20 protein-coding genes are annotated in these 18,935 nt (G+C 66.8%); 8 read left to right on the top strand and 12 right to left on the bottom strand.

What is annotated here, in order from left to right; all coding sequences use genetic code 11:
• Positions 1-11: 11 nt before the first annotated feature.
• From VJ162_RS04500 to VJ162_RS04490, 3 genes are all read left to right on the top strand, one after another.
• Positions 12-1,364 carry a hypothetical protein gene (locus VJ162_RS04500; protein WP_324662684.1) on the top strand — a complete coding sequence of 451 codons (1,353 nt, stop codon included), beginning with the start codon at positions 12-14 and terminating at the stop codon, positions 1,362-1,364.
• 174 nt (positions 1,365-1,538) lie between these two features.
• Positions 1,539-2,768 carry an ornithine cyclodeaminase, nickel-pincer nucleotide-dependent gene (locus VJ162_RS04495; protein ID WP_324662683.1) on the top strand — a complete coding sequence of 410 codons (1,230 nt, stop codon included), beginning with the start codon at positions 1,539-1,541 and terminating at the stop codon, positions 2,766-2,768.
• Positions 2,769-2,878: 110 nt separating this feature from the next.
• A complete protein-coding gene (locus VJ162_RS04490) occupies positions 2,879-4,006 on the top strand; it encodes a YihY/virulence factor BrkB family protein (RefSeq protein WP_324662682.1) in 1,128 nt (375 codons plus the stop codon).
• Here VJ162_RS04490 and VJ162_RS04485 read toward each other — a convergent pair.
• A complete protein-coding gene (locus VJ162_RS04485; protein ID WP_324662681.1) occupies positions 4,003-4,275 on the bottom strand; it encodes a DUF7553 family protein in 273 nt (90 codons plus the stop codon). The two genes, VJ162_RS04490 and VJ162_RS04485, sit on opposite strands and share 4 nt — an antisense overlap.
• 111 nt (positions 4,276-4,386) lie before the next feature.
• Here VJ162_RS04485 and VJ162_RS04480 point away from each other — a divergent pair, with 111 nt between their 5' ends.
• The 3 genes from VJ162_RS04480 (at position 4,387) to VJ162_RS04470 (ending at position 7,444) form a co-directional block, all read left to right on the top strand.
• A complete protein-coding gene (locus tag VJ162_RS04480) occupies positions 4,387-5,703 on the top strand; it encodes a phosphoribosylamine--glycine ligase (protein WP_324662679.1) in 1,317 nt (438 codons plus the stop codon).
• 418 nt (positions 5,704-6,121) lie between these two features.
• A complete protein-coding gene (locus VJ162_RS04475) occupies positions 6,122-6,367 on the top strand; it encodes a DUF7127 family protein (RefSeq protein WP_324662678.1) in 246 nt (81 codons plus the stop codon).
• Positions 6,368-6,448: 81 nt separating this feature from the next.
• Complete coding sequence (locus VJ162_RS04470; protein ID WP_324662677.1) at positions 6,449-7,444, top strand: DUF368 domain-containing protein; 996 nt, start codon at positions 6,449-6,451, stop codon at positions 7,442-7,444.
• 2 nt (positions 7,445-7,446) lie between these two features.
• On the opposite strand, the gene VJ162_RS04465 is transcribed toward VJ162_RS04470, so the two are convergent.
• The 4 genes from VJ162_RS04465 to crtD are packed head-to-tail and all read right to left on the bottom strand — an operon-like array spanning position 7,447 to position 11,822.
• A complete protein-coding gene (locus VJ162_RS04465) occupies positions 7,447-8,550 on the bottom strand; it encodes an NADH:flavin oxidoreductase/NADH oxidase (RefSeq protein ID WP_324662676.1) in 1,104 nt (367 codons plus the stop codon).
• Between the two features lie 53 nt (positions 8,551-8,603).
• Positions 8,604-9,464 (bottom strand): bisanhydrobacterioruberin hydratase, encoded by an 861-nt coding sequence (gene cruF / locus VJ162_RS04460; RefSeq protein ID WP_324662675.1) that lies wholly within the window; start codon positions 9,462-9,464, stop codon positions 8,604-8,606.
• Entirely contained in the window at positions 9,457-10,338 is an 882-nt protein-coding gene (locus VJ162_RS04455; protein ID WP_324662674.1) for a prenyltransferase, read from the bottom strand. Before VJ162_RS04455 ends, cruF begins: the two co-directional genes overlap by 8 nt.
• Complete coding sequence (gene crtD / locus VJ162_RS04450; protein WP_324662673.1) at positions 10,335-11,822, bottom strand: carotenoid 3,4-desaturase; 1,488 nt, start codon at positions 11,820-11,822, stop codon at positions 10,335-10,337. Before crtD ends, VJ162_RS04455 begins: the two co-directional genes overlap by 4 nt.
• 208 nt (positions 11,823-12,030) lie before the next feature.
• On the opposite strand from crtD, the gene VJ162_RS04445 reads away from it, so the two are divergent.
• Positions 12,031-12,903 carry a ZIP family metal transporter gene (locus VJ162_RS04445; RefSeq protein ID WP_324662672.1) on the top strand — a complete coding sequence of 291 codons (873 nt, stop codon included), beginning with the start codon at positions 12,031-12,033 and terminating at the stop codon, positions 12,901-12,903.
• 30 nt (positions 12,904-12,933) lie between these two features.
• Here VJ162_RS04445 and VJ162_RS04440 read toward each other — a convergent pair whose 3' ends face one another.
• From VJ162_RS04440 to VJ162_RS04410, 7 genes are all read right to left on the bottom strand, one after another.
• On the bottom strand, positions 12,934-13,176 hold the full coding sequence (locus VJ162_RS04440; protein ID WP_324662671.1) for a hypothetical protein: 243 nt from the start codon (positions 13,174-13,176) through the stop codon (positions 12,934-12,936).
• A gap of 270 nt (positions 13,177-13,446) precedes the next feature.
• Complete coding sequence (locus tag VJ162_RS04435) at positions 13,447-14,268, bottom strand: hypothetical protein (RefSeq protein ID WP_324662670.1); 822 nt, start codon at positions 14,266-14,268, stop codon at positions 13,447-13,449.
• A gap of 258 nt (positions 14,269-14,526) precedes the next feature.
• On the bottom strand, positions 14,527-14,844 hold the full coding sequence (locus tag VJ162_RS04430; protein ID WP_324662668.1) for a transcription factor S: 318 nt from the start codon (positions 14,842-14,844) through the stop codon (positions 14,527-14,529).
• Positions 14,845-14,876: 32 nt separating this feature from the next.
• Positions 14,877-15,515 carry a hypothetical protein gene (locus VJ162_RS04425; RefSeq protein WP_324662667.1) on the bottom strand — a complete coding sequence of 213 codons (639 nt, stop codon included), beginning with the start codon at positions 15,513-15,515 and terminating at the stop codon, positions 14,877-14,879.
• The gene (locus tag VJ162_RS04420) at positions 15,508-16,407 is read right to left on the bottom strand and encodes a hypothetical protein (protein WP_324662666.1); all 900 of its coding nucleotides are present in this window, start codon (positions 16,405-16,407) and stop codon (positions 15,508-15,510) included. The genes VJ162_RS04425 and VJ162_RS04420 overlap by 8 nt, the downstream gene beginning before the upstream one ends.
• Positions 16,408-16,473: 66 nt before the next feature.
• Complete coding sequence (locus tag VJ162_RS04415) at positions 16,474-17,310, bottom strand: RAD55 family ATPase (protein ID WP_324662665.1); 837 nt, start codon at positions 17,308-17,310, stop codon at positions 16,474-16,476.
• Between the two features lie 53 nt (positions 17,311-17,363).
• A complete protein-coding gene (locus tag VJ162_RS04410; protein ID WP_324662664.1) occupies positions 17,364-18,329 on the bottom strand; it encodes a beta-ribofuranosylaminobenzene 5'-phosphate synthase family protein in 966 nt (321 codons plus the stop codon).
• 233 nt (positions 18,330-18,562) lie between these two features.
• Between VJ162_RS04410 and VJ162_RS04405 the strand changes: the two genes are divergently transcribed.
• On the top strand, positions 18,563-18,931 hold the full coding sequence (locus tag VJ162_RS04405; protein ID WP_324662663.1) for a DUF7344 domain-containing protein: 369 nt from the start codon (positions 18,563-18,565) through the stop codon (positions 18,929-18,931).
• The last annotated feature ends 4 nt before the right edge of the window (positions 18,932-18,935 follow it).

Below are 18,935 nucleotides of genomic sequence, written 5' to 3'. Positions count from 1 at the left end.
CATGTGTGTGAATGGACGAGCGGGAAGATGATCACGCCGACGATAGAGAGGCAAAACAGCAACCGAACCCCGTGTCACGACTGGATTCGATCTCGCGCCGTGATATCCTGAAGGTGGGCGGCGCCGGTGTCATCGGTGCCGGAGCGGCCTACGCCGGGTTCACGTTCGTCGATGACGAGGACGCGGACGAGTTCGGCGGCAGTACCGGTGGCTTCACCTGGGACCAGACGTTCACCGACACCTCGTGGGTGACGACCGCGGGCAACGACCTCAACGTCGAGACCGTCACCTCCCTCAGTCCGACGGGCTCCGGGTCGATATCCCGGGCGATGGACAACGCGGCGGGACAGCCGACCGTGGTGGTCTTCGAAGTCGGCGGGGTGATCGACATCGAACGCCTCGGCACGTTGCGAGTGACCGACTCACAGACGTGGTTCGCCGGCGAAACGGCGCCCGCCCCGGGAATCACACTCATCGGCGGGCGGTTCCGCGTCAGTGCCAGAAACGTCATCGTCTCGCACATGTCGTTTCTGTGTGGCGACAACGTGAACAAGCCCGAAAACGGCGAGTCGCTGTCCTCCGACTCGGCGGACGTGCTGTTCGACCACTGTACGGCGATGTGGGGCGTAGACGAGACGGTGGGGACGATAGATGGGGCTGACCGGAACTCGTTTCTCAACTGCATCGTCGCGGAGTCCCTGAGCGATTCGATCCATCCGGAGGGACCACACTCACGCGGCTTTCTGGCCAACGACGAGAACACCGAGCTCTGTATCATGGGGACGTTGTTCGCACACAACCGCCGACGGAACCCGGCGACACGTTCGAACGCCGTGCTGGTGAACAATTACATCTACAACCCCGGTGGACAGATAGTCCACTTCTTCGGAACCAACCCGGACATCACCGCCGCCGGAATCGCCATCGAAGCTGGCCCCGACACCGATTCCGAAGCGGCAGTGTTTCAGAACGGCGGGACCGTCTATGCCGAGGACATCTTGGAGATCGCCGCTCCCCGACCCCTCGACGACGGGAGCGTCATCCACGTCGGGTCCCCGACGCTCGTGCCGTCCGGACTGGACTTACAGACCGACGTTGTCCCGGCAGACGACGTGCGGCAGTTCGTGACGGCAACCGCCGGTTCGCGCCCGGCGAACCGACCGCAGACAGAAGCCGACCTGATCGCCAATCTGTCGAATCACCGCCACGGCATCATCGACAGCCAGGACGCCGTCGGTGGGTATCCACAGTATTCGCCGACGAGCCGACCGCTGGACATCCCGGAACGGGGACTGCTGAACCGCTTCCGGCAGCGTCGCCGGATGGTAGAACGGGGCGCGACGCCGTCGGCACCCACGGAGTGAGTGAGTGCCTGCCATGAGGTGCAATAGCACTGCATCGTAGGGCATCCGCGGGAGACGGGCGAACGCTGACTACGCGCTCTGTCTGCCACAGGGCCGCTGCAACCGTCTCATATGGGGGGCCGTCAGGGCTGGTCCCACCGCAACCGTCTTTGTTTCACGTTACCAAGGGCCGGCATGACGGTTTCTCGCGAGGTGGAGCTGGACGGCCACATCATCGACTCCGGGACGATGGGGACCGCGTTCAGCATCGTGATGGACATGGGCGGTTCCTTCACCGTCGAGGCGTTCGACATCGGCCGGCGCAAGGACGAGGCGTCCTACGCCCGCCTGCTCGTCGAGGCCGACGACGAGGCGACCCTGCAGTCCATCGTCCACGAACTCCACCAGCACGGCGCGAATCCGGCCGACCCGACCGACGCGACACTGGAGCGGGCGCCGGCCGACAGAGTGGTCCCACACGGCTTTTACTCCACGACGAACCACCCGACCTTCGTCCGGTACGACGGCGAGTGGCTCGAAGTCGAACGGATGGAGATGGATTGCGCCATCGTGGTCTCCGAGGGGGAACACGGCCCCCGCGCCTACACCAGGGTGCTCAACGCCGTCGAGGCGGGCGACCGCATCGTCACGGGCGACACCGGTATCAGGGTCGAACCGCCCGAGCGGCCCCGGGACACCGGCGGGACGTTCGGCTTCATGGAGGGCGGCGTCTCCGCCGAGCGGCCCTCGGAGTCGACCATCCGGCAGATAGCGACCGCGATGCGGGAGACGAAAGCCGAGGGCGGCGATATCCTGGCGGTCTGTGGCCCTGCGCTCATCCATTCGGGCGCCCGTGAGGACCTCGCCCGACTCGTCCGCGAGGGGTACGTCGACGCCCTCTCGGCCGGCAACGGCTTCGCCGTCCACGACATCGAGCGGGACCTCTATGGCACCTCGCTGGGCGTCGACACCGAGACGCTGGACCACGCCCGCCACGGCCACAAACACCACATCTACGCCATCAGCGAGGTCATCCGCGAGGGCGGCATCGAGGCGGCCGTCGAGTCCGGAACCATCGAGTCCGGCGTGATGTACGAGTGTGTGGTCAACGACCGGCCCTACGTGCTCGCGGGCTCGATACGCGACGACGGCCCGCTGCCCGACACCATCACCGACGCCGTCGAGGCACAGGCGGCCATCCGCGAGCAGGCCCACGGGGCCGACATGGTGCTGATGCTGTCGACGCTCCTGCACTCCGTCGCCGTCGGTAACTGTCTCCAGTCTACGACGCCGGTCGTCTGCGTGGATATCAGCCCCGCCACCGTCACCCAGCTGCTCGACCGCGGGAGCGCCCAGGCCGTCGGGATGGTCACCGACATCGGCACGTTCGTGCCGCTGTTGGCCGAGGAGCTGGTAGGGGAGTAGGGGACACGAGCGGGGTCGGACGCGGTGGTACGTACCGCACAACAACGTCGGGTCAAGGGCGCGTGGAACTCGCATCACACACTCTTTTCAATCGGCTGACTAGTAGGCGTATGGTCACCCGGTCCGACGCTATCGACTTCGGGAAGCGCATCGCCGCGGACTTCTCCGAGAAGAACATCACCTTCATGGCGGCGGCGCTCGCCTACCACGCCTTTATTTCGCTTGCGCCCATGCTCCTCCTGTTGTTCCTGGTCCTGACGACCTTCGGCACCGGGCTGGAAGACCGTATCGCGGCCGTCGCCGGGACGTGGTTACCGGGCCCGATCGCCGATGTCGTGACACAGCTGTTACGGGGCAACGCCGACGGGGCCGGCGCGTCGATTCTCGGGCTCGTCGTCCTCCTGTGGGGGACCCTGAAGATATTCCGCGGCCTCGATACGGCCTTCTCGGAGATATACGAGACTGTCGACACCAACACGCTGGTGGACAAGTTCCGCGACGGCCTCGTCGTCTTCGTCGCACTCGTCTTGGCGGTCGTCGCGATGGTCGCCTCCAGCATCGTTCTGGGCGGGCTGGTCGAACAGATACCCTACAGCCAGCTGCTGACGCCGGTGGCGCTGATAGCGGGGCTCGTCGTCGCCTTCTACCCGATATACTACGTGTTCCCGGACGCGGACCTCGGTGCCCGGGACGTGCTTCCCGGCGTCGTCGTGGCCGCCGTCGGCTGGGGGGCCCTGCAGGGGCTGTTCCAGCTCTACCTCTCCGTCGCGGAGCCCAGTTCCGGGAGCTTCTTCGGCGGCGTCATCGTGGTCGTCACCTACCTCTACTTCTCGGCGCTGGTCTTGCTACTGGGCGCGGTGGTCAACGCCGTGGTCGGCGGCCACTCTCTGGGGGGCCCCGGTGGCGTCGGTCGGGCACTGTCCCACTTCGAGACGGAACGGTCGGAGTCGTTCGACCGGGCGGCGCTCGTGGCCTACCTCGCCGACCTCCGGACCGAACTGCTCGCCGACCGGGACAGTCAGCGCCGCACGGAGCTTGTGGGGCCGCGACCGAAGCCGACCGGTCCGGTCGAGCTGGTCGAGCGCTCGACGACCGAGGGCGAGGGGAACCAGTGGCTGGTGACGCTTCGCTGGGACTTCTCGGACGACGAACTGGTGGCGTACCTGGCGTCCCGTGCGGGCGGAAAAACGAGCGAACTCCCAGACCGGGACGCGCCGACCGATACCGCCGACGACTAGACGCCGTCGAGGTCCGACCGATACTCGTTGATGGCGTCGTCGGCCTCGTCGATGGCCTCGGCCACGTCGACCCCGTCACCGTGCTGGAGGTCGTTCAGCGCTGACTGGATGCGGGCCAGCCGGCCGTGGTCCGGGCCGCGGTCGGCGGTCGAGAGCCGTTCGAGCTGGCCGGCCAGTTCGCCGAGGCGCTCGCCCGCGCTCTCGCTTTCGGTGTCGTCGGCTGCCGATTCGAGCTGGTCGCTGGCTGTGGCGAGTTCCGCTCGTGTCATATTCGTCAGTTCCCCCAAGAGGAATAAAACAGTTCCTCTGGTGGAAGTTCCTGCAGCTATCTACGATGGCCCGGCGCTCACACTGAAGGCGTTCCGTCCAGAGATACCGCCATGGCAGCCAGCAATTTCCTGTTCGTCTCGGCCGACGCGGCGCTCATCACCGACCTCGCGTGGCAGGTCCACCGCGAGGACCACGACGTGCGCTACTACATCGAGGCCGAGACCGACCGGGAGATCGGCGACGGGTTCGTCCCGAAGACGGACGACTGGCGGGGCGACGTAGACTGGGCCGATGTCATTGTTTTCGACGACATCTGGGTCGGGTCGGAGGTCGGGACCGGCGCCCTCGCCGAGGAGTTGCGCGCCCAGGGCCACGCCGTGGTTGGCGGCACTCCCGCCACAGACCGGCTGGAAGAGGACCGTGGCTACGCGATGGACGTTCTCGAAGCACACGGCGTAAATACCGTCGAACACCACGTCTTTCAGGACTTCGACGCCGGCATCGAGTTCGTCCAGGAGAATCCCGCCCCGTACGTCGTCAAACCGCTCGGCGAGGTCCAGAACGTCAAGCGGTTGCTCTACGTCGGTAACGAGGACGACGGGAGCGACGTTGTCGACGTGTTGCGGGCGTACAAGAAGGCGTGGGGCCACCGGATGAAGGGTTTCCAGCTCCAGCGGAAAGTCGAAGGCGTCGAAGTCGCCATCTGCGGGTTCTTCGACGGCACCGAGTTCGTCGACCGTGTTAACTTCAACTTCGAGCACAAGAAACTGTTTCCGGGAAACATCGGCCCCTCGACCGGCGAGATGGGGACGTCGATGTTCTGGGCGGGCCGGAACAAACTGTTCAAAGAGACCCTCGGGAAGTTGGAAGACTGGCTCGCCAACGAGGGCTACGTCGGCAGTATCGACCTCAACTGCATCGTCAACGATAGCGGCATCTATCCCCTGGAGTTCACGCCACGGTTCGGATATCCGACGATCGCGCTGCAGGAAGAGTCGATCGAGTCGTCTACCGGCGAGTTCTTCTACGACCTCGCCCACGGCAACGACCCCGAGGTAGCGGTTCACAACGGCTACCAGATCGCTGTTCGAATCGTCCTCCCGCCGTTCCCGTTCGACGACGAGAAGACGTACGACGAGAGCTCCCGGAACGCCGTCGTCGTCTTCCAGAGCGAGAGCCGCGAAGGGATCCACCTTGAGGACGCGAAGGAGGTCGACGGACAGTGGCGCGTCGCTGGCGACAACGGGATGCCTATCGTCGTGACCGGCAAGGGCGACACGATGCAGGCCGCGCGCGAGCAGGCGTACGGGCGTATCGACGACATCGTGATGCCCAACATGTACTACCGGGACGACATCGGCGAGCGGTGGATCGACGGCGACGGCGACCGGCTGCAAGCCTGGGGGTATCTCGGGCCCCAACCGTAGTGAGGGGTCGTGTGGTCCTCCCGGGTCAGGTTCAAAACGCGCGGTATCGGTGACCGTAGGCGTTGGGTATTCGGTACTACACCGCTCCTGCGGACTCGATACACCCGGACGGAGGCCACTCTGGCGACGGCAGGCAGTACATACTCCGAGTGACCGGAAGGGGGGTTGGTGGTCAGACGGCCCCGAACGTGAGCCGCTCCGGAGCAAATACCGGCACTTTGTAGCTATCTCGATCGTAACTGTGACCTCCTCGATACTATCTAGTACATAGCCGACGCCAGGCCGGCCCCGTCTGGGTCGACAGGAGCGGCCCCGACCGACGGTCACACGGCGGGACATAGCTCCCGCCGGCGGCAGGGCGTTCGGCGCCTGCCAACCGACCCCCTATGTCGGTAGCGGCCCTACTACTGGTTAACCGATGGACGCGACCCAGCACCAACACGACCTGTACGTCTCTCGCACCGAACACGACGACGGGTGGACGGTCGCCGCCGACCTGCACCCGCTCGCCGACGACGAGGTGACCGTCGAATGCATCGACGAGACGGCCGTCGTCGCCGTCGACACGCCCATGCTCCGGACGGAAATCGACATCGAACTGCCCGACAGCAACGGGACGCCGTCGCTGCACAACGGCGTGCTCGTCGTCGAAAGCGCCGACTGACTCTTTTCCGGCACCGACGCCGCGTGGCGTCACTTGACGACTTCACAAGAGATTTCACCCGCTTGGCGGTAGCTTGGGGCAATGACTACGCCGCCGGAGAAGCTACCGACGCTCAGTGGCTCCGTCCCCCCAGTACGCGAGTGGGCGCGGACGTTCGCCATCGGCCTCTGTATGGGGAGTGCAGACGCCGTCCCGGGCGTTTCCGGCGGCACAATCGCGCTCATCGCCGGCATCTACGGGCGGCTCATCGCGATGATAAACGCCCTCACGCCCGACCGAATCATCACCTTCCTGCGATCGCTGACGCCGCTCGACGGCGGCTTCGACTTCCGCGGGGCGCTGTACGTATTCGACGAGATCGACGGCTGGTTCGGGCTGGCGCTGGTCGCCGGCGTCGGGACGGCCGTCGTCTTAGTCACCAGAGCGGTCCACGTCCTCAACGAGAGCTACCCGACGCTGCTCTTTGGCTTTTTCTTCGGTCTCATCGCCGCCTCGGCGGTGGTCCTCCTGCGGGAACTCACCGTCGGCTCCGCGTTCCAGGCCGTCGCCGGCGTCGTCGGGTTCGCTATCGCGTTCCTGCTGTCCGGGCCCGTCGCCTTCCTCGAAAGCGGTGGGCTGGCTGTGATTTTCGTCGCCGGTGCCGTGGCAGTCAGCGCGATGATACTGCCCGGTATCTCGGGGTCGCTCCTGCTCGTCATCCTCGGGCAGTACACGTTCATGTCGGACACGCTCAGCCGGTTCATCGACGGGCTCATTGCGGCCGTCTCCGGCGGGTCGACTGCGACGCTCGTTGACGACGCTGTTTTGGTCGTCACGTTCATCGCCGGCGGTCTCGTGGGTCTGTTCACCGTCTCACGCGTCGTGCGCCGTTCGCTTGACCGCAACCGGCGGGCCACGATGACGTTCCTCGTCGCGCTCGTCGTCGGCGCGCTCCGGGCGCCGATTCAGGAGGTCGGGAGCGAGGTGGGCTTCTCGCCGGACGTGGTGGTCGCGTTCGCCGGCGCGGCACTGGTCGGCGCCGTCTTCTTGCTGATACTCGACTGGTACGCCGTCGACCTCGACCTGGACTCGGTGTAGGTTTAGAACCCGAACGCCCGCCGGTACTGTGGCGGCCCCTCGATCTCGTCGGTCGCACCGAGCGTCTCTGCCGCGTGTAGCGCGAAGTAGGGGTCCCGCAGATGTTCCCGGCCGACGATAGCCAGGTCGGCTCGCTCGTTGGCGATGACCGCCTCGGCCTGCTCGGGCGTCGTGATGCCGCCGACCGCGCCGACGCCGATGTCGGCGTCGGTCTCGCCGCGGATGCGCTCGGCGTAGGGGAGCTGGTAGTTCGGCCCCGTGTGTTCCGGGCGGGAGTCGGGATGGATGCCGCCGCCGCTGACGTCGATGAGGTCCGCCCCCACGTCGGCCAGGTCGTCGGCCAGCCGGACCGAGTCGTCGACGGTCCAGGCGTCCCGCTCGGGGAGCCAGTCGGTCGCGGAGATGCGGACGAAGACGGGCTTGTCGTCGGGCCAGACCTCCCGCACCGCGGCGGTGACCTCCCGGGTGAGCCGCGTTCTGTTCTCGAAGCTCCCGCCGTAGTCGTCCTCGCGGTGGTTGGTCACCGGCGAGAGGAACTCGTGAAGGAGGTAGCCGTGGGCGGCGTGGACCTCCGCGACCTCGAAGCCGGCGTCACGGGCGCGCTCGGCCGCGTCGCGGAACGACTGGATGACCTCCTCGATGCCGTCCTGGGTGAGCTTCTGGGTCGGCGGGGCGTCGCCGTCCTCGTAGGGCCAGGGCTCCCCGCTCGGGCCGACGACCTCCCAGCCGCCGTCGTCGATGCCCAGGGGCTCGTGGCCCTCCCAGGGTGGTGTCGTCGAGGCCTTCCGGCCGGCGTGGGCCAGCTGGATACCGGGGACGCTCCCCTGGTCGCGGATGAACTCGGTGATCGGTTCGAGCGCCGTCGCCTGGGCGTCGTCCCAGATGCCGAGGTCCTGCGGGGTGATGCGGCCCCGCCCCTCGACGGCGGTGGCCTCCGTCATCACCAGCCCGGCGCCGCCGACGGCGCGGGAGGTGAGGTGGGTACGGTGCCAGTCCGTGGCGATGCCGTCGCGTGCCTCACAGGAGTACTGGCACATCGGAGAGACTGTCACTCGATTGGGTATCGTCGTTTCACGCAGCTGTAACGGCGAAAACAGGGCTGACATCGCTGGCGATTAGTGATGGACGGGTATAACCGCAAGGTTCCCGGAACCGGTCGTTATCGCCAGACGGCGCGGCCGAGTCGGGTCTCTGACAGGTCGAAATCGAACCGGTCGGTCTTCAGCAGGCCGGCCCCCAGCACGGCGGCCAGCGCGACCGGGACCCAGTTCGCATAGAAGAGGTTGATACCGCCCCACAGCAGGACGAAGCTGACCAGGTCATCGAGCATGAACTCGCAGTCGTCGAGCCGACGACGGAGCCCGGCGCGGTCGAAACCGAAGTCGAAACAGAGGACGGCGACCGAGCCCGACAGCAGCCACCCGAGGTAGTTCGACCACGGGACGCCGTAGAACGCCTGGCTCTCGTAGGTCCAGAAGCCGATGGCGACGGCGCCGGGGTCCAACACCAGGTCGACGAGGACGACCGTCGCGAGCGTCGCCGGCAGCCGGACCCACGGGGCCTCGCTGCGTTCGCCGCCCAGCAACAGGACGAGCAGGTAGGCGTTCAGGACGAGCGGGAAGAAGAAGACGGGCAGGCCCAGCGGGACCTCGCCAAAGAGCATCGGGCCGAGGTCCACGCCGTAGGCGAAGTCGCCGTAGGGCCAGCCCGTGCGGACGCCGACGAGTTCGATACCGTAGGAGTACGCCGCCAGCCCGGCGAGCGCGACCGTCGCTCTGCGGTCAAGTAGCGGCGCGACGCCGGCGACGAGCGGCAGTCGCATCACCAGCGTCCCGAAGAGGACGAAAAGCGGGTTGAACGCAAGCGGCGGCGGGAGCACCCCTTCGGCGCTGGCAAGTAGCGTCACCGCGCCGACGAGGGGGAAGACGACGGCGATGGTAAAGCGGTGCTCGCGGACGGCGGCGTCGAGTCGCGCGGCCGCCTCGTGGCGGTCCCGGGGGAGGGCCCACTCCTCAGCCATACAACATCACCCACAGCCCCACGAGGGTAAAGGCCGTGCCGACGAGCGTGTTGATGGCCGGATACCACCAGTAGGCCTCATCGATGTCGACGCCGACGGCGAGGATGCCAAAGACGAGCACCGGATAGACCAGCAGCAGGGCCCCGAACACCCAGTGGGTGAACGTGAAGACGAACGCGGCCGTGAGCCAACACATCACGCAGTAGTAGTAGGTGTTTGACTCCCCCAGAAACGTGGCCGTCGTCTCGATACCTGCCTCGCGGTCGGGCTCTATGTCCGGAATCGCGGAGAAGGTGTGCATCCCCATCGTCCAGAGCCACGCGCCGGCGACGGCACTCGCGGGCGGGGCGACCCCCTCGATGGCGGCGTAGGAGACGATGCCCGGCAGGATGTACAGGCCGTTCGACAGCGAGTCCAGAAACGGCGTCGTCTTGAACCGCAGCGGCGGGGCCGAGTACTCCACCGAGAGGGCGGCCCACGCGACCAGCGCGAGGCTACCGAGCGCCGGGAGCCACGGGAGAAAGCCGGCGGCCAGCAGCCCCGACGCGACGATGGCCGCGACGACGACGCGGTCCCCCCGGTAGCTGACCTCGCGGCCCTCGTCTTTTTTCGGGTTGTGCTCGTCGATGTCCCGGTCGAAGATGTCGTTGACGCCATAGAGGAAGACGTTGGCCGGGACCGTGAAGTACAGAAAGAGCGCGACCGCGAGCGGCGAGAACAGCTCTCCGGGTCCGTCGGCGGCGTACGTGACGGCGACGACGACCGGACCGCCCTGGTAGAGCCAGAACCGGGGCCGTGAGAGCCAGAACAGGTAGCCCGGTCGGCTCCCCTCGTCCGGAAGCACACTGGTGAGGCGGTCCGTCACGGTGCTCATTCGTGGTCGTCGATGAGGCGCTTTGCGGTGTGTTCGCCGCTGATGAGACACATCGGGACGCCGACGCCGGGCGTCGTAAAGGAGCCGGTGAAGTAGAGCCCGTCGACGGCCGAGGACTTGTTGTTCGGGCGCAAGAGCGCGGTCTGGCGCAGCGTGTGAGCCAGGCCCAGGGCGGTCCCCTCGGTGGCGTTGTACCGCTCGCCGAAGTCCGAGACGGCGAACTGCTTCTCGTAGACGATGCGGTCCCGGAGGTCCACGCCGGTGTGTTCGGCGATATCGGCCAGGATCTTCTCGCGGTACTCCTCGCGGACGGCGTCACCGTCGTACAGTCCCGGCGCGATAGGGACCAGCACGAAGAGGTTCGAGTGTCCCTCCGGCGCGACGGAGGGGTCGGTCTCGCTTGGCACACAGAGGTAGTAGGCCGGCTCGTCGGGCCAGTCGGGCTCCTCGAAGATGTCGTCGAAGTGGGGCTCCCAGTCGGTCGGGAGCACGAGGGTGTGGTGAGCGAGCGGGTCCACGTCGCCCTCAACGCCCATGTACATCAAAAAGGCGGAGGGCGCGTAGGTCTTTTCGTCCCAGTAGTCGTCGTCGTACTGGCGTTCGTGCTCGGGGAGGAGTTCCCGTTCGGCGTGGCCGTAGTCGGCGTTGACGACGACCTCGTCGGGGTTGTACGTATCGCCGTTGACCGTCTCGACGAGGAACCCTTCCTTCCGGCGCGATATCTCCGTGACCTCGCTGTCGGTCTCGTAGGTCACGCCCAGCCCCTCGCCGAGTTCGACCAGCCCGTCGACGACGGCGCCGATGCCGCCGTCGGGGTAGTAGACGCCCAGGTTGAAATCGACGTGGCTCATCATGTTGTACAGCGCCGGCGTGTTCTTTGGCGACCCGCCCAGAAAGACGAGCGTGTACTGCATTATCTGCTGGAGCTTGGGGTGGGTGAAGTAGTCGGAGACGTGGCCCTGCATCGAGCCAAGCAGTTGCAGACCGATGGGCGCGGCCGTCATCACGTCCAGGTCGACCCAGTCCCGGAGCCGGGAGCGGTCCTCGTAGACGAACTTGTCCATCGCGGTCTCGTAGTGGCGCTCGCTGGTTTCGAGGTACTCCTCGAAGGCCTCGCCGGCGCCGGGTTCGTAGGACTCGAACAGCTCGCGCATCTCGGCGTTGTCACCGGTCACGTCGAGCCGGTCGCCGTCCTTGAAGAAGATGCGGTAGTGGGGGTCGAGCCGTTCGAGCTCATAGAAGTCCGACGGCTCCCGACCGAAGTACGCGAAAAAGCGCTCGAAGACATCGGGCATCAGATACCAGGAGGGCCCCATGTCGAAGGTAAACCCCTCCGCTTCCAGCCGGGAGGCGCGCCCCCCGACCTGTTCGTTTTTCTCGACGACACGGACGTCGGCGCCGGCGTCGGCCAGATAGCAGGCCGCCGAGAGGCCACCGAAGCCGCCCCCGACCACGACAATCTCGTCTCCGGACAGGTCACTCATTGTTGTTCTCTCGGACCCGGAACGACAATAAAGCCGCGCCAAACAGGTTGGGTGAGAAACCGTCACAGGGAGCGGGCTTGTCGCCGTCCCGGCCGTCTTTCTGTCCCGCCGGTTGGCGAGCCGCGGGAACCGACCGACACTCGACGGGGCCGACCACCACCCGCGAGGACCGACGGTCTTATTGGCAACAACCGAATTGTATCGACTAATGGCTATTAACAACAACTCGGTTTTTAATAATGTGGGGCGGTTCTCCCTCATCGGCCTGGCGAGTGTCGTCGGACTGCTCGTCCTGTCGGGGTTTGCCCTCATCGAGGGCGCTCTGAAGGTACTGGTCATCTCGTGGGTCGCCTTTGCCGCGATGGGGCTGGGCGCCTGGCTCGGCGCGCGCGCGACCTCGACGAGCCCCCACCGGCTGGTGTGGGGCTACGGGCTCGCAAGCGGCGCGATGGTCACCTCGGCGGCGATGTTTCTGGTCCCGCAGGCGATGGGGCTGGGAAGCGCCGCCGGAACCCCCCGAATCGGCGGTATCGGAATCGCTGCCGGCATCGTCGCCGGCTACGGCACCCACACCATCGGTCACCGGCTGACCCACCTCGACACTGGGTTCGACACGACGACAGCGGCCATCACCGCCCACGCGCTGTCGGCGGGACTCATCATCGGCCTTGTCTACGCCTCGATGCCCACGCTGGGGCTCCTGCTGGGCCTGGCCATCGTCTCTCACAAGGGCCCGGCCGGCTACGCCGCGGCCCGCCGGCTGGTCCGGGACGGCAACTCCGCGACTGCACTCTTGCTCCCGTCGGCCGGCGTGGGCCTGACGGCCATCCCCTCGGCGCTGTTGCCGGTCCCCGCGTCCCCCGCGGTCAACGCCGTCGTCTTCGGCTTCGCTGCCGGTATCTTCCTCCACATTGCGCTTGATTTCCTCCCTAACTGCGAGGCCGGCAGCGAGATAGACGAGGTCTGTTCGCTGGAGGAACACTCCCACGACCTGCTGGACGAACTCCGCACCCACGCCGTCGGCTCGACGGTGCTGGGCGCCGCTGTCGTCGTGGCCGCGTGGCTCGTCGTCTCGGCGTGACCGGACTGAGTGCAGGCGAGGCTTCCTGAACTACCGGCCGCGACCGTTGGCCGCGGCTTCGCCGGCGCTGTCCGCGTCGCCCGGCGTGAGACCGCGTATCGTCTCGCCGATGCCCTCCATCGCACCACCGGCCGCCGAACCGATCTCGCCGAGGATATCCACGACGAATCCCGGGACCTGCGACGGGAGGCCCGACGGCGGTCCGACCAGCGCGACTGCCTGAGCTGTCTCGTGTGCGACCGCCACCACGGCGAACGGGTCTGTTTCGAACATTGCGGTTCACCGTCGTCGCTGGACCGATAAAGCCGGGGGCGATACTCGGATCGGTTTTGCCCCGAATTCAGCCCAGTTTCGCCCGGATTCGACGCCGTTGGGCCGAGTACACGGCTGCCCTCCCGCTGGACCCGCACGATTGACCCGCGGCTCCCCGCAGAGGGCGCGCCGCGTCGGCGGAAGACGCTTCGACCGGCTTCGAGAACAGGGGCCGGGACCCGCCGCGGTCACTGTCGAACGCTGCGGGTAGTTAGCCCGGAAGACAGCGGTTCAGATCGGCTCCAGTTGGATGTCTCCCAGGCCACCTTCCAGTTCGACGACGGCCAGCCGCCCCTCCTGGGAGGAACTGCGGACCGTCACGTCCTCGGAGGGCCAACCGGCGTACTTGCTCTCGACCGCGGCGAGATCGATGTCCGCCTCGCCGCCGTACAGCTCGACTACAGTAAACACCAGACTGTCGTTGCGTATCTCCTGGCTGACTGCGGTCTCGAGGAACTCGCTCTCACCGGCTGCCTGTGCGACCGACGGCGCTGGGAGTTCGCCGTAGGCGACGGTCCCGCCCGCTACCCGCGACACCAGCTCCCCGTAGACCGCCGCACTCTCGACGTACCGGTCGCTATCACCGAGGAACGTGTCGACCGCTAGTTCCAGTTCCGTGCGGGTGTCCGAATCGATTCCGTAGGCGCCGCGAGCGGCGAGGACGTACTCGTCTGACTCGGCGAGGAGATATCCTCTCCCGTCGCCGTAGACGGTGAAATCCCGGTATCCCTCCGTTTCGGACAGGCCGAGCCCGTCGGCGAGCGACGCGCCGTCGACGTCGCCGGCGAGACCGACGAACTGGTTCACGGTAAAGGAGTACTCCATGGCCTCTACGTCCTCGACGGTCAGCCGGTCACCGAACATGTCCCGGTAGTACGACTCCAGCTCCGCGCCCGACTTCGCACCGCTGTCGAGCAGCGCCGGAACGTCGACGTATCCGAATCCGGCGCTCTCCGCGTCGATCTCGTCTGGATCGAACATCCAGTCCGCGTACGGCGTCGCCCCGCCGGTCGGGCCGCCGTCGTCGTTATCCTCGGCTGTGTCCGTCGTCACTGGGCCGGTCGACGTGGGGGTCTCTTCCTGGCTACACCCTGCGAGGGCCCCGACACCGCCGACGGCGCCAAACGCCGCTGCCGTCCGTAGTAGATGGCGTCGCAACACTGTGCCCTGATGTGACCGATCTAATACATAAAAATCGAGGTGTATCGATGGGGTGTTCGACGACATACTGGAGTGTGCGGACGGGTCTCGCCGCTGCCCGCCATCTCACGGTTCCCTGGGCTCTGTCAGCCCGGGACAGTGGGTCTCCCGTCAGTTGTACTCGCGCCAGCGGTAGCCACACTCCTTGCACTTGAAAAAGCGCGTCGGTGGTTCGTCGGCCGCCCCGGTCTGTTTGATGGTGTACCAGGCCTCCGTGTGGCCACAGTCGTCACAGACGACATCGTCGGCGGTGGGCTTGCCCTCGAAGTTGTCGCCCTCCTCGGTCTCGATGAGCTCGTCGCCGGACTGCTCCGCCGTGCTCACGAAACTGCTGTCGCTGTCCTGGTCCGCCGTGTAGTCACAGCTCGTACACTGCATCACGCCGTCTTGCTTTTTCATCATCGACCCGCACTCGTCACAGAACTGCATATGCCGTACTCGTCGGCCCCCGCAAAAGTGCCTTACCCCTCGTCTTCGAGTTCGCGCTGCTCGGCCACGACGGGGCAGTTCAGCAGGCGGACCGTCTCCATGTCCAGATACTCGATAATATCGGCCTCCTCGTGCGTACAGTGGGCGTTGGGCGGGCTGGCGAAGTGCTCGCACTGCTCGCAAAAGCGGTGTTTCGACACCTCGACGTATCGGCTGCCCTCGACCGACGGCGTCGACGGCTCCTCGCCCAGGGACTCCCAGACCTCGTCGGCGTCGAGGCTCTCGACGTCGACCGACTCGAAGGCGGTCTCCCCGTCGTCGAAGGGGTCGCCCTCGCGGTCCGCCATCCCGTCGAATGGGTCGTCCGACCCGAGCGGGCCGGCGTCGCTCCCCTCCCGCCCGTCGCTGGTGGTTCCGTCGGCGGGTGACGGGCCGGGCGTGGTCGCGAAGGGGTCGTCCTCGTCGATGAACTCCTCCTCGAAGGCCGGTTCGTCGGGGTCGTCCGTCGACGGCACCGACTCGCTGTCGTCGCCGGCCTCTGCGGGGGCGTCGGCGCTGTCGGCCGTGGCGTCATCGCTCTCCCCGGGCACGTCGCCGAGGCGCTCGAACGGGTCGCCCTCGCGCTCTTCGGGCTCCTCGAACGCCTCGAAGGGGTCCTCGTCGTCACTCATCGGTCGGACCCGCCTCTAGCTGTGCGGCGGTGACGAGGGACGCCTTCTTTCGGATGATACCGCCCTCGGGCTGGACGTCCGAGATCGTCGAGTCGCAGTGGGGACAGTTGGGATCGGTGAGCAGCCCGATTTCGACGCTCTCCCCGCAGTTCTGACAGGACGCCGAGGAGATACCCTCCTGTGCGGCGGCCCGTTTGATGCGGTCGACGGCCTTCTGGTGGGCGTCGCGCCCGCCCTGGTCGTCCCGGAGGTCGTTGACGACCCAGGCGACCCGCCTGAGCTTCTCCTCGGTGTCGTCGAGACGCTCCTCGACCTCGTCGAAGCGTTCTTCTATCTCGTCGACGCGTTCGGTCTGGGCCGCCAGATCGGCCTCGAACTCGTCGCGCACCGCGACGAGTTCGCGGTTCAGTTCGGCGACGCTCTCGTCCAGTTCCGCGACCGTCTCGAAGGCCTCGTGGTCGGCTGGCGCTTTCCCGTCGAGCTCCCGTTTGAGCTGGACGACCCGCTCGCGAACGTCGGTTAGCTTCTCGGTGAACTCGTCTTCGACGTCCTTCAGCCGCCCCTCGACGCGCGACTCGACGGCGTCGGTGATATCGGGCAACCGGTCCCGAACCGTCGAGTCGACGCGGTCGGCGAGGGCGTCGTCGACGGCGGCCGCGACGGTCGCGTCGAGTTCGTCCTGCATCGCGTCCTCGACGCGGCGCTCGACATCGAGCGCCGCCGCCAGGTCGCCGCCGTCCCGCTCCGTCGTGGTCCGGTAGGCCGTCAGGAGCTGTGTCACGAGCTCCTCGCGGGGCTCGCCCAGCTCCCGAGCGCGCTCGTCCAGCCACTCGTCGAGCTCCGGCGGCAGTTCGACGGCGACCACCCCCTCGTCGGTCGGCTCACTGGCCATTATGTACCTTTCATGTAACGGGATAGTTAAGCGTTTGCTGCCTATTTCATGACCCGAGACTCACGGTCACCGTATCTTCCGGACGTCGCTGATGTCGAAGCCGGCCTCGCCGAGCTCGGTCTCGAACTGGACGATGTTTTCCTCCTCTATCTGTGAGAGGACGCCTCTGAACTGCTTGACAACGAGGGTTCTGGCCCGGGTCGACCCCCCAGACTCCCAGGCAAACTCCATAGTGCCGTGGGCGGCCTCGCTCAGCTGTCCCTCGCGGGTGTCGCTGACCGTCTCGTGGTTGAGATGCATGAGGATGAGCCCGCCCCACTGGTGGGCCGCTTTCTGGATGCCCGAAACGAGGAAGGTGATGTCGGCCCAGTCGATGTCCTCGCCCATCGCCGCCACGAGGTCCGACAGCGAGTCGATGACGACGAGGTTGTTCGGGGCGATGTTGCTGAGTCGGGTCCCCAGCGCACCCAGCAGGTCATCGCGCTCGTGGCGGGCCCGGAGGTCCTTTATCGACGGCGTCTCTGTGGCGTACCACTCCCGTGGTACCGGGCTCATGTGGAAGTACCGCTCGGACATGTCGTGGAACTTGACGCCGGCCAGCCCCGCGTCCAGCACTTCGTTGTCCATCGCCAGTCGCATCTCGTCGGCGAGCTGGCCCTCGCTCGCGGTGAGCGAGAGGTAGTGAACCGCCTCGGGGAGTATCGCCTTCTCGGCGGGGTCGCCGTAGTAGAGGTCGAACAGGTCGGGGTCCTCTTCGGCCAACCCGTTGATGATCGCGCTGGTGTGCATGAACTCCCGCGAGCCGGCGCCAGCCTGCCCCGACAGCAACACGACGCTGCCCGTCGGCGCGCCCCCGTTGATGATGGAGTCGAGCTGCTTGACACCGAAGGGGATGCGGTCCATACACGCCAACGCTTCCCCGACCGCTTAAACGCTTGGCCCGGCGGCCGGGGCTGTCACTCCTCCAGGGAGGCCCCGGTGTTGCGCGGGGCGGCCACGTGGACGTCCCCGCCGACGCCCGCCGCTTCGAGCGCGCGGTGGCCGGCTTCTCTCGCCTCGGCCGCGCCGTCGGTGTCGGTCAGCCCCCACACCGTCGGTCCCCACGAGGACTGGCCGGCGCCGGTAACCGCCGGCGAATCTGCGAGCGCTTCGACGATACCGCCCGCGGGCGGACGGTAGACGCCGCCCTGTTCGTCGGCGTACCAGGCGCCGTTGAGCCGACCGAGACGGGCTGCCGCGGCGCCGAACTCGTGGCGGTTCCGGCCGGAGATAGCGGGCAGCAGTCGGCGCGTGAGCAGCGTGGATATCTGATCGGCGATACCCGGGTCGGCCCGCTCGATGGCCGTCCGCATACTGCGGTCCTCGTCGCTGCCGCTCCGGCCGGGGTCGCTGTCGGGGACGACGAGGAGGAACCGCCAGTCCGCGGGGACGTGATGGCTCGCCACGACCGGTGGGACGTCCCAGTCTCCCTCCGTCGGGGGGTTGTGGGTGAACCGCTCGGTCGGGTGGCCACCGTCGACGACGAAGCCGCCACTCTCGAAGGTGGCGACGCCGACGCCGCTGCGCCCGCCCCGGCCGAGCCGTGGCGCCACGGTCCGCGCGTCGGCCGTCTGGTCGTACGCGCGAGCGACGGCGATAAGCGTCGCCAGCGCCAGCTGGGTCCCGCTGCCGAGGCCGACGTGGCGGGGGAACCGCTCGCGGACGCGCAACTCGGCGCCCGGCACGTCGAGCACGTCGAGGACGCGCCGGGCATACGACTCGACCGCGTCGTCGTCACAGTCCAGCGCGTCGGCCGCCTCGGCCTCGACGACCAGCCGCGGTTCGTCGAGCGCGAGCCCGACACCGCCGTACAGGCGCTCGTGGGCCAGCGAGAGGTTCTGGAATCCGAAGTGGAGTCTCGCCGCCGTCGTGACCGTTGGCATTGTCCGCCCTTCGCCGCCGGGCGGAAAGAACCTGCTGGCAGCGGCGTGATTCACCAGTGAACGACCGACCGACACCGCTTGGACAACTGTGTCCGTACTCCACTGGACACCCCCTCGGAACGAAACGCGAGCCGCCGTCTGTGGCCCGCTGACGGCCGGGACGAGAGGTGAGAATACCTTCTTAACTTTATGTGTTCGAAACACTTTAGAGCACGGCCAAAAGATACTTTTATGTGAGAGATAAACAAGCACGCTCAGATCCTCCCGGCGGCCTGCCGTCGCGGTTCGCAGACGACGAGCTTTACCGTGCGCTCTCGTCACGACGACGGCGGCGTGTCCTCGCGTTCCTGCTCGACAAGCCAGAGTGCTCTCTCGACGAACTCGCGACCGTGCTGGCCGGCTGGGAGAGCACCGACACCGGGGGCATGTCCACACCGGACGACCGCGAACGGATACAGCTTGACCTCCATCATATGCAGCTCCCGTTGTTGGCAGAGAGCGGTCTCGTGGTGTACGACCGGGCGCAGGGGGCGGTCACCATCGAAACCCTTGACCCCGACGTCCGCGCGTTGATTCGCCGGAGTGTCGAAGCCGAACGGTAGTGAT

It is taken from the genome of Haloarcula sediminis (assembly GCF_035656455.1).
Classification (GTDB): Archaea; Halobacteriota; Halobacteria; order Halobacteriales; family Haloarculaceae; genus Haloarcula; species Haloarcula sediminis.
Note: the sequence above shows the minus strand (reverse complement) of the source record. Positions and strands in the feature narration are given on the sequence as shown.

What these genes read in the sequence shown, in the direction of transcription:
- VJ162_RS04500 (WP_324662684.1), top strand. Translation starts at nt 12, where the DNA reads ATGGACGAGCGGGAAGATGATCACGCCGACGATAGAGAGGCAAAACAG.
- VJ162_RS04495 (WP_324662683.1), top strand. Translation starts at nt 1,539, where the DNA reads ATGACGGTTTCTCGCGAGGTGGAGCTGGACGGCCACATCATCGACTCC.
- VJ162_RS04490 (WP_324662682.1), top strand. Translation starts at nt 2,879, where the DNA reads ATGGTCACCCGGTCCGACGCTATCGACTTCGGGAAGCGCATCGCCGCG.
- VJ162_RS04485 (WP_324662681.1), bottom strand. Translation starts at nt 4,275, where the DNA reads ATGACACGAGCGGAACTCGCCACAGCCAGCGACCAGCTCGAATCGGCA.
- VJ162_RS04480 (WP_324662679.1), top strand. Translation starts at nt 4,387, where the DNA reads ATGGCAGCCAGCAATTTCCTGTTCGTCTCGGCCGACGCGGCGCTCATC.
- VJ162_RS04475 (WP_324662678.1), top strand. Translation starts at nt 6,122, where the DNA reads ATGGACGCGACCCAGCACCAACACGACCTGTACGTCTCTCGCACCGAA.
- VJ162_RS04470 (WP_324662677.1), top strand. Translation starts at nt 6,449, where the DNA reads ATGACTACGCCGCCGGAGAAGCTACCGACGCTCAGTGGCTCCGTCCCC.
- VJ162_RS04465 (WP_324662676.1), bottom strand. Translation starts at nt 8,550, where the DNA reads ATGTCAGCCCTGTTTTCGCCGTTACAGCTGCGTGAAACGACGATACCC.
- cruF (WP_324662675.1), bottom strand. Translation starts at nt 9,464, where the DNA reads ATGGCTGAGGAGTGGGCCCTCCCCCGGGACCGCCACGAGGCGGCCGCG.
- VJ162_RS04455 (WP_324662674.1), bottom strand. Translation starts at nt 10,338, where the DNA reads ATGAGCACCGTGACGGACCGCCTCACCAGTGTGCTTCCGGACGAGGGG.
- crtD (WP_324662673.1), bottom strand. Translation starts at nt 11,822, where the DNA reads ATGAGTGACCTGTCCGGAGACGAGATTGTCGTGGTCGGGGGCGGCTTC.
- VJ162_RS04445 (WP_324662672.1), top strand. Translation starts at nt 12,031, where the DNA reads ATGGCTATTAACAACAACTCGGTTTTTAATAATGTGGGGCGGTTCTCC.
- VJ162_RS04440 (WP_324662671.1), bottom strand. Translation starts at nt 13,176, where the DNA reads ATGTTCGAAACAGACCCGTTCGCCGTGGTGGCGGTCGCACACGAGACA.
- VJ162_RS04430 (WP_324662668.1), bottom strand. Translation starts at nt 14,844, where the DNA reads ATGCAGTTCTGTGACGAGTGCGGGTCGATGATGAAAAAGCAAGACGGC.
- VJ162_RS04425 (WP_324662667.1), bottom strand. Translation starts at nt 15,515, where the DNA reads ATGAGTGACGACGAGGACCCCTTCGAGGCGTTCGAGGAGCCCGAAGAG.
- VJ162_RS04420 (WP_324662666.1), bottom strand. Translation starts at nt 16,407, where the DNA reads ATGGCCAGTGAGCCGACCGACGAGGGGGTGGTCGCCGTCGAACTGCCG.
- VJ162_RS04415 (WP_324662665.1), bottom strand. Translation starts at nt 17,310, where the DNA reads ATGGACCGCATCCCCTTCGGTGTCAAGCAGCTCGACTCCATCATCAAC.
- VJ162_RS04410 (WP_324662664.1), bottom strand. Translation starts at nt 18,329, where the DNA reads ATGCCAACGGTCACGACGGCGGCGAGACTCCACTTCGGATTCCAGAAC.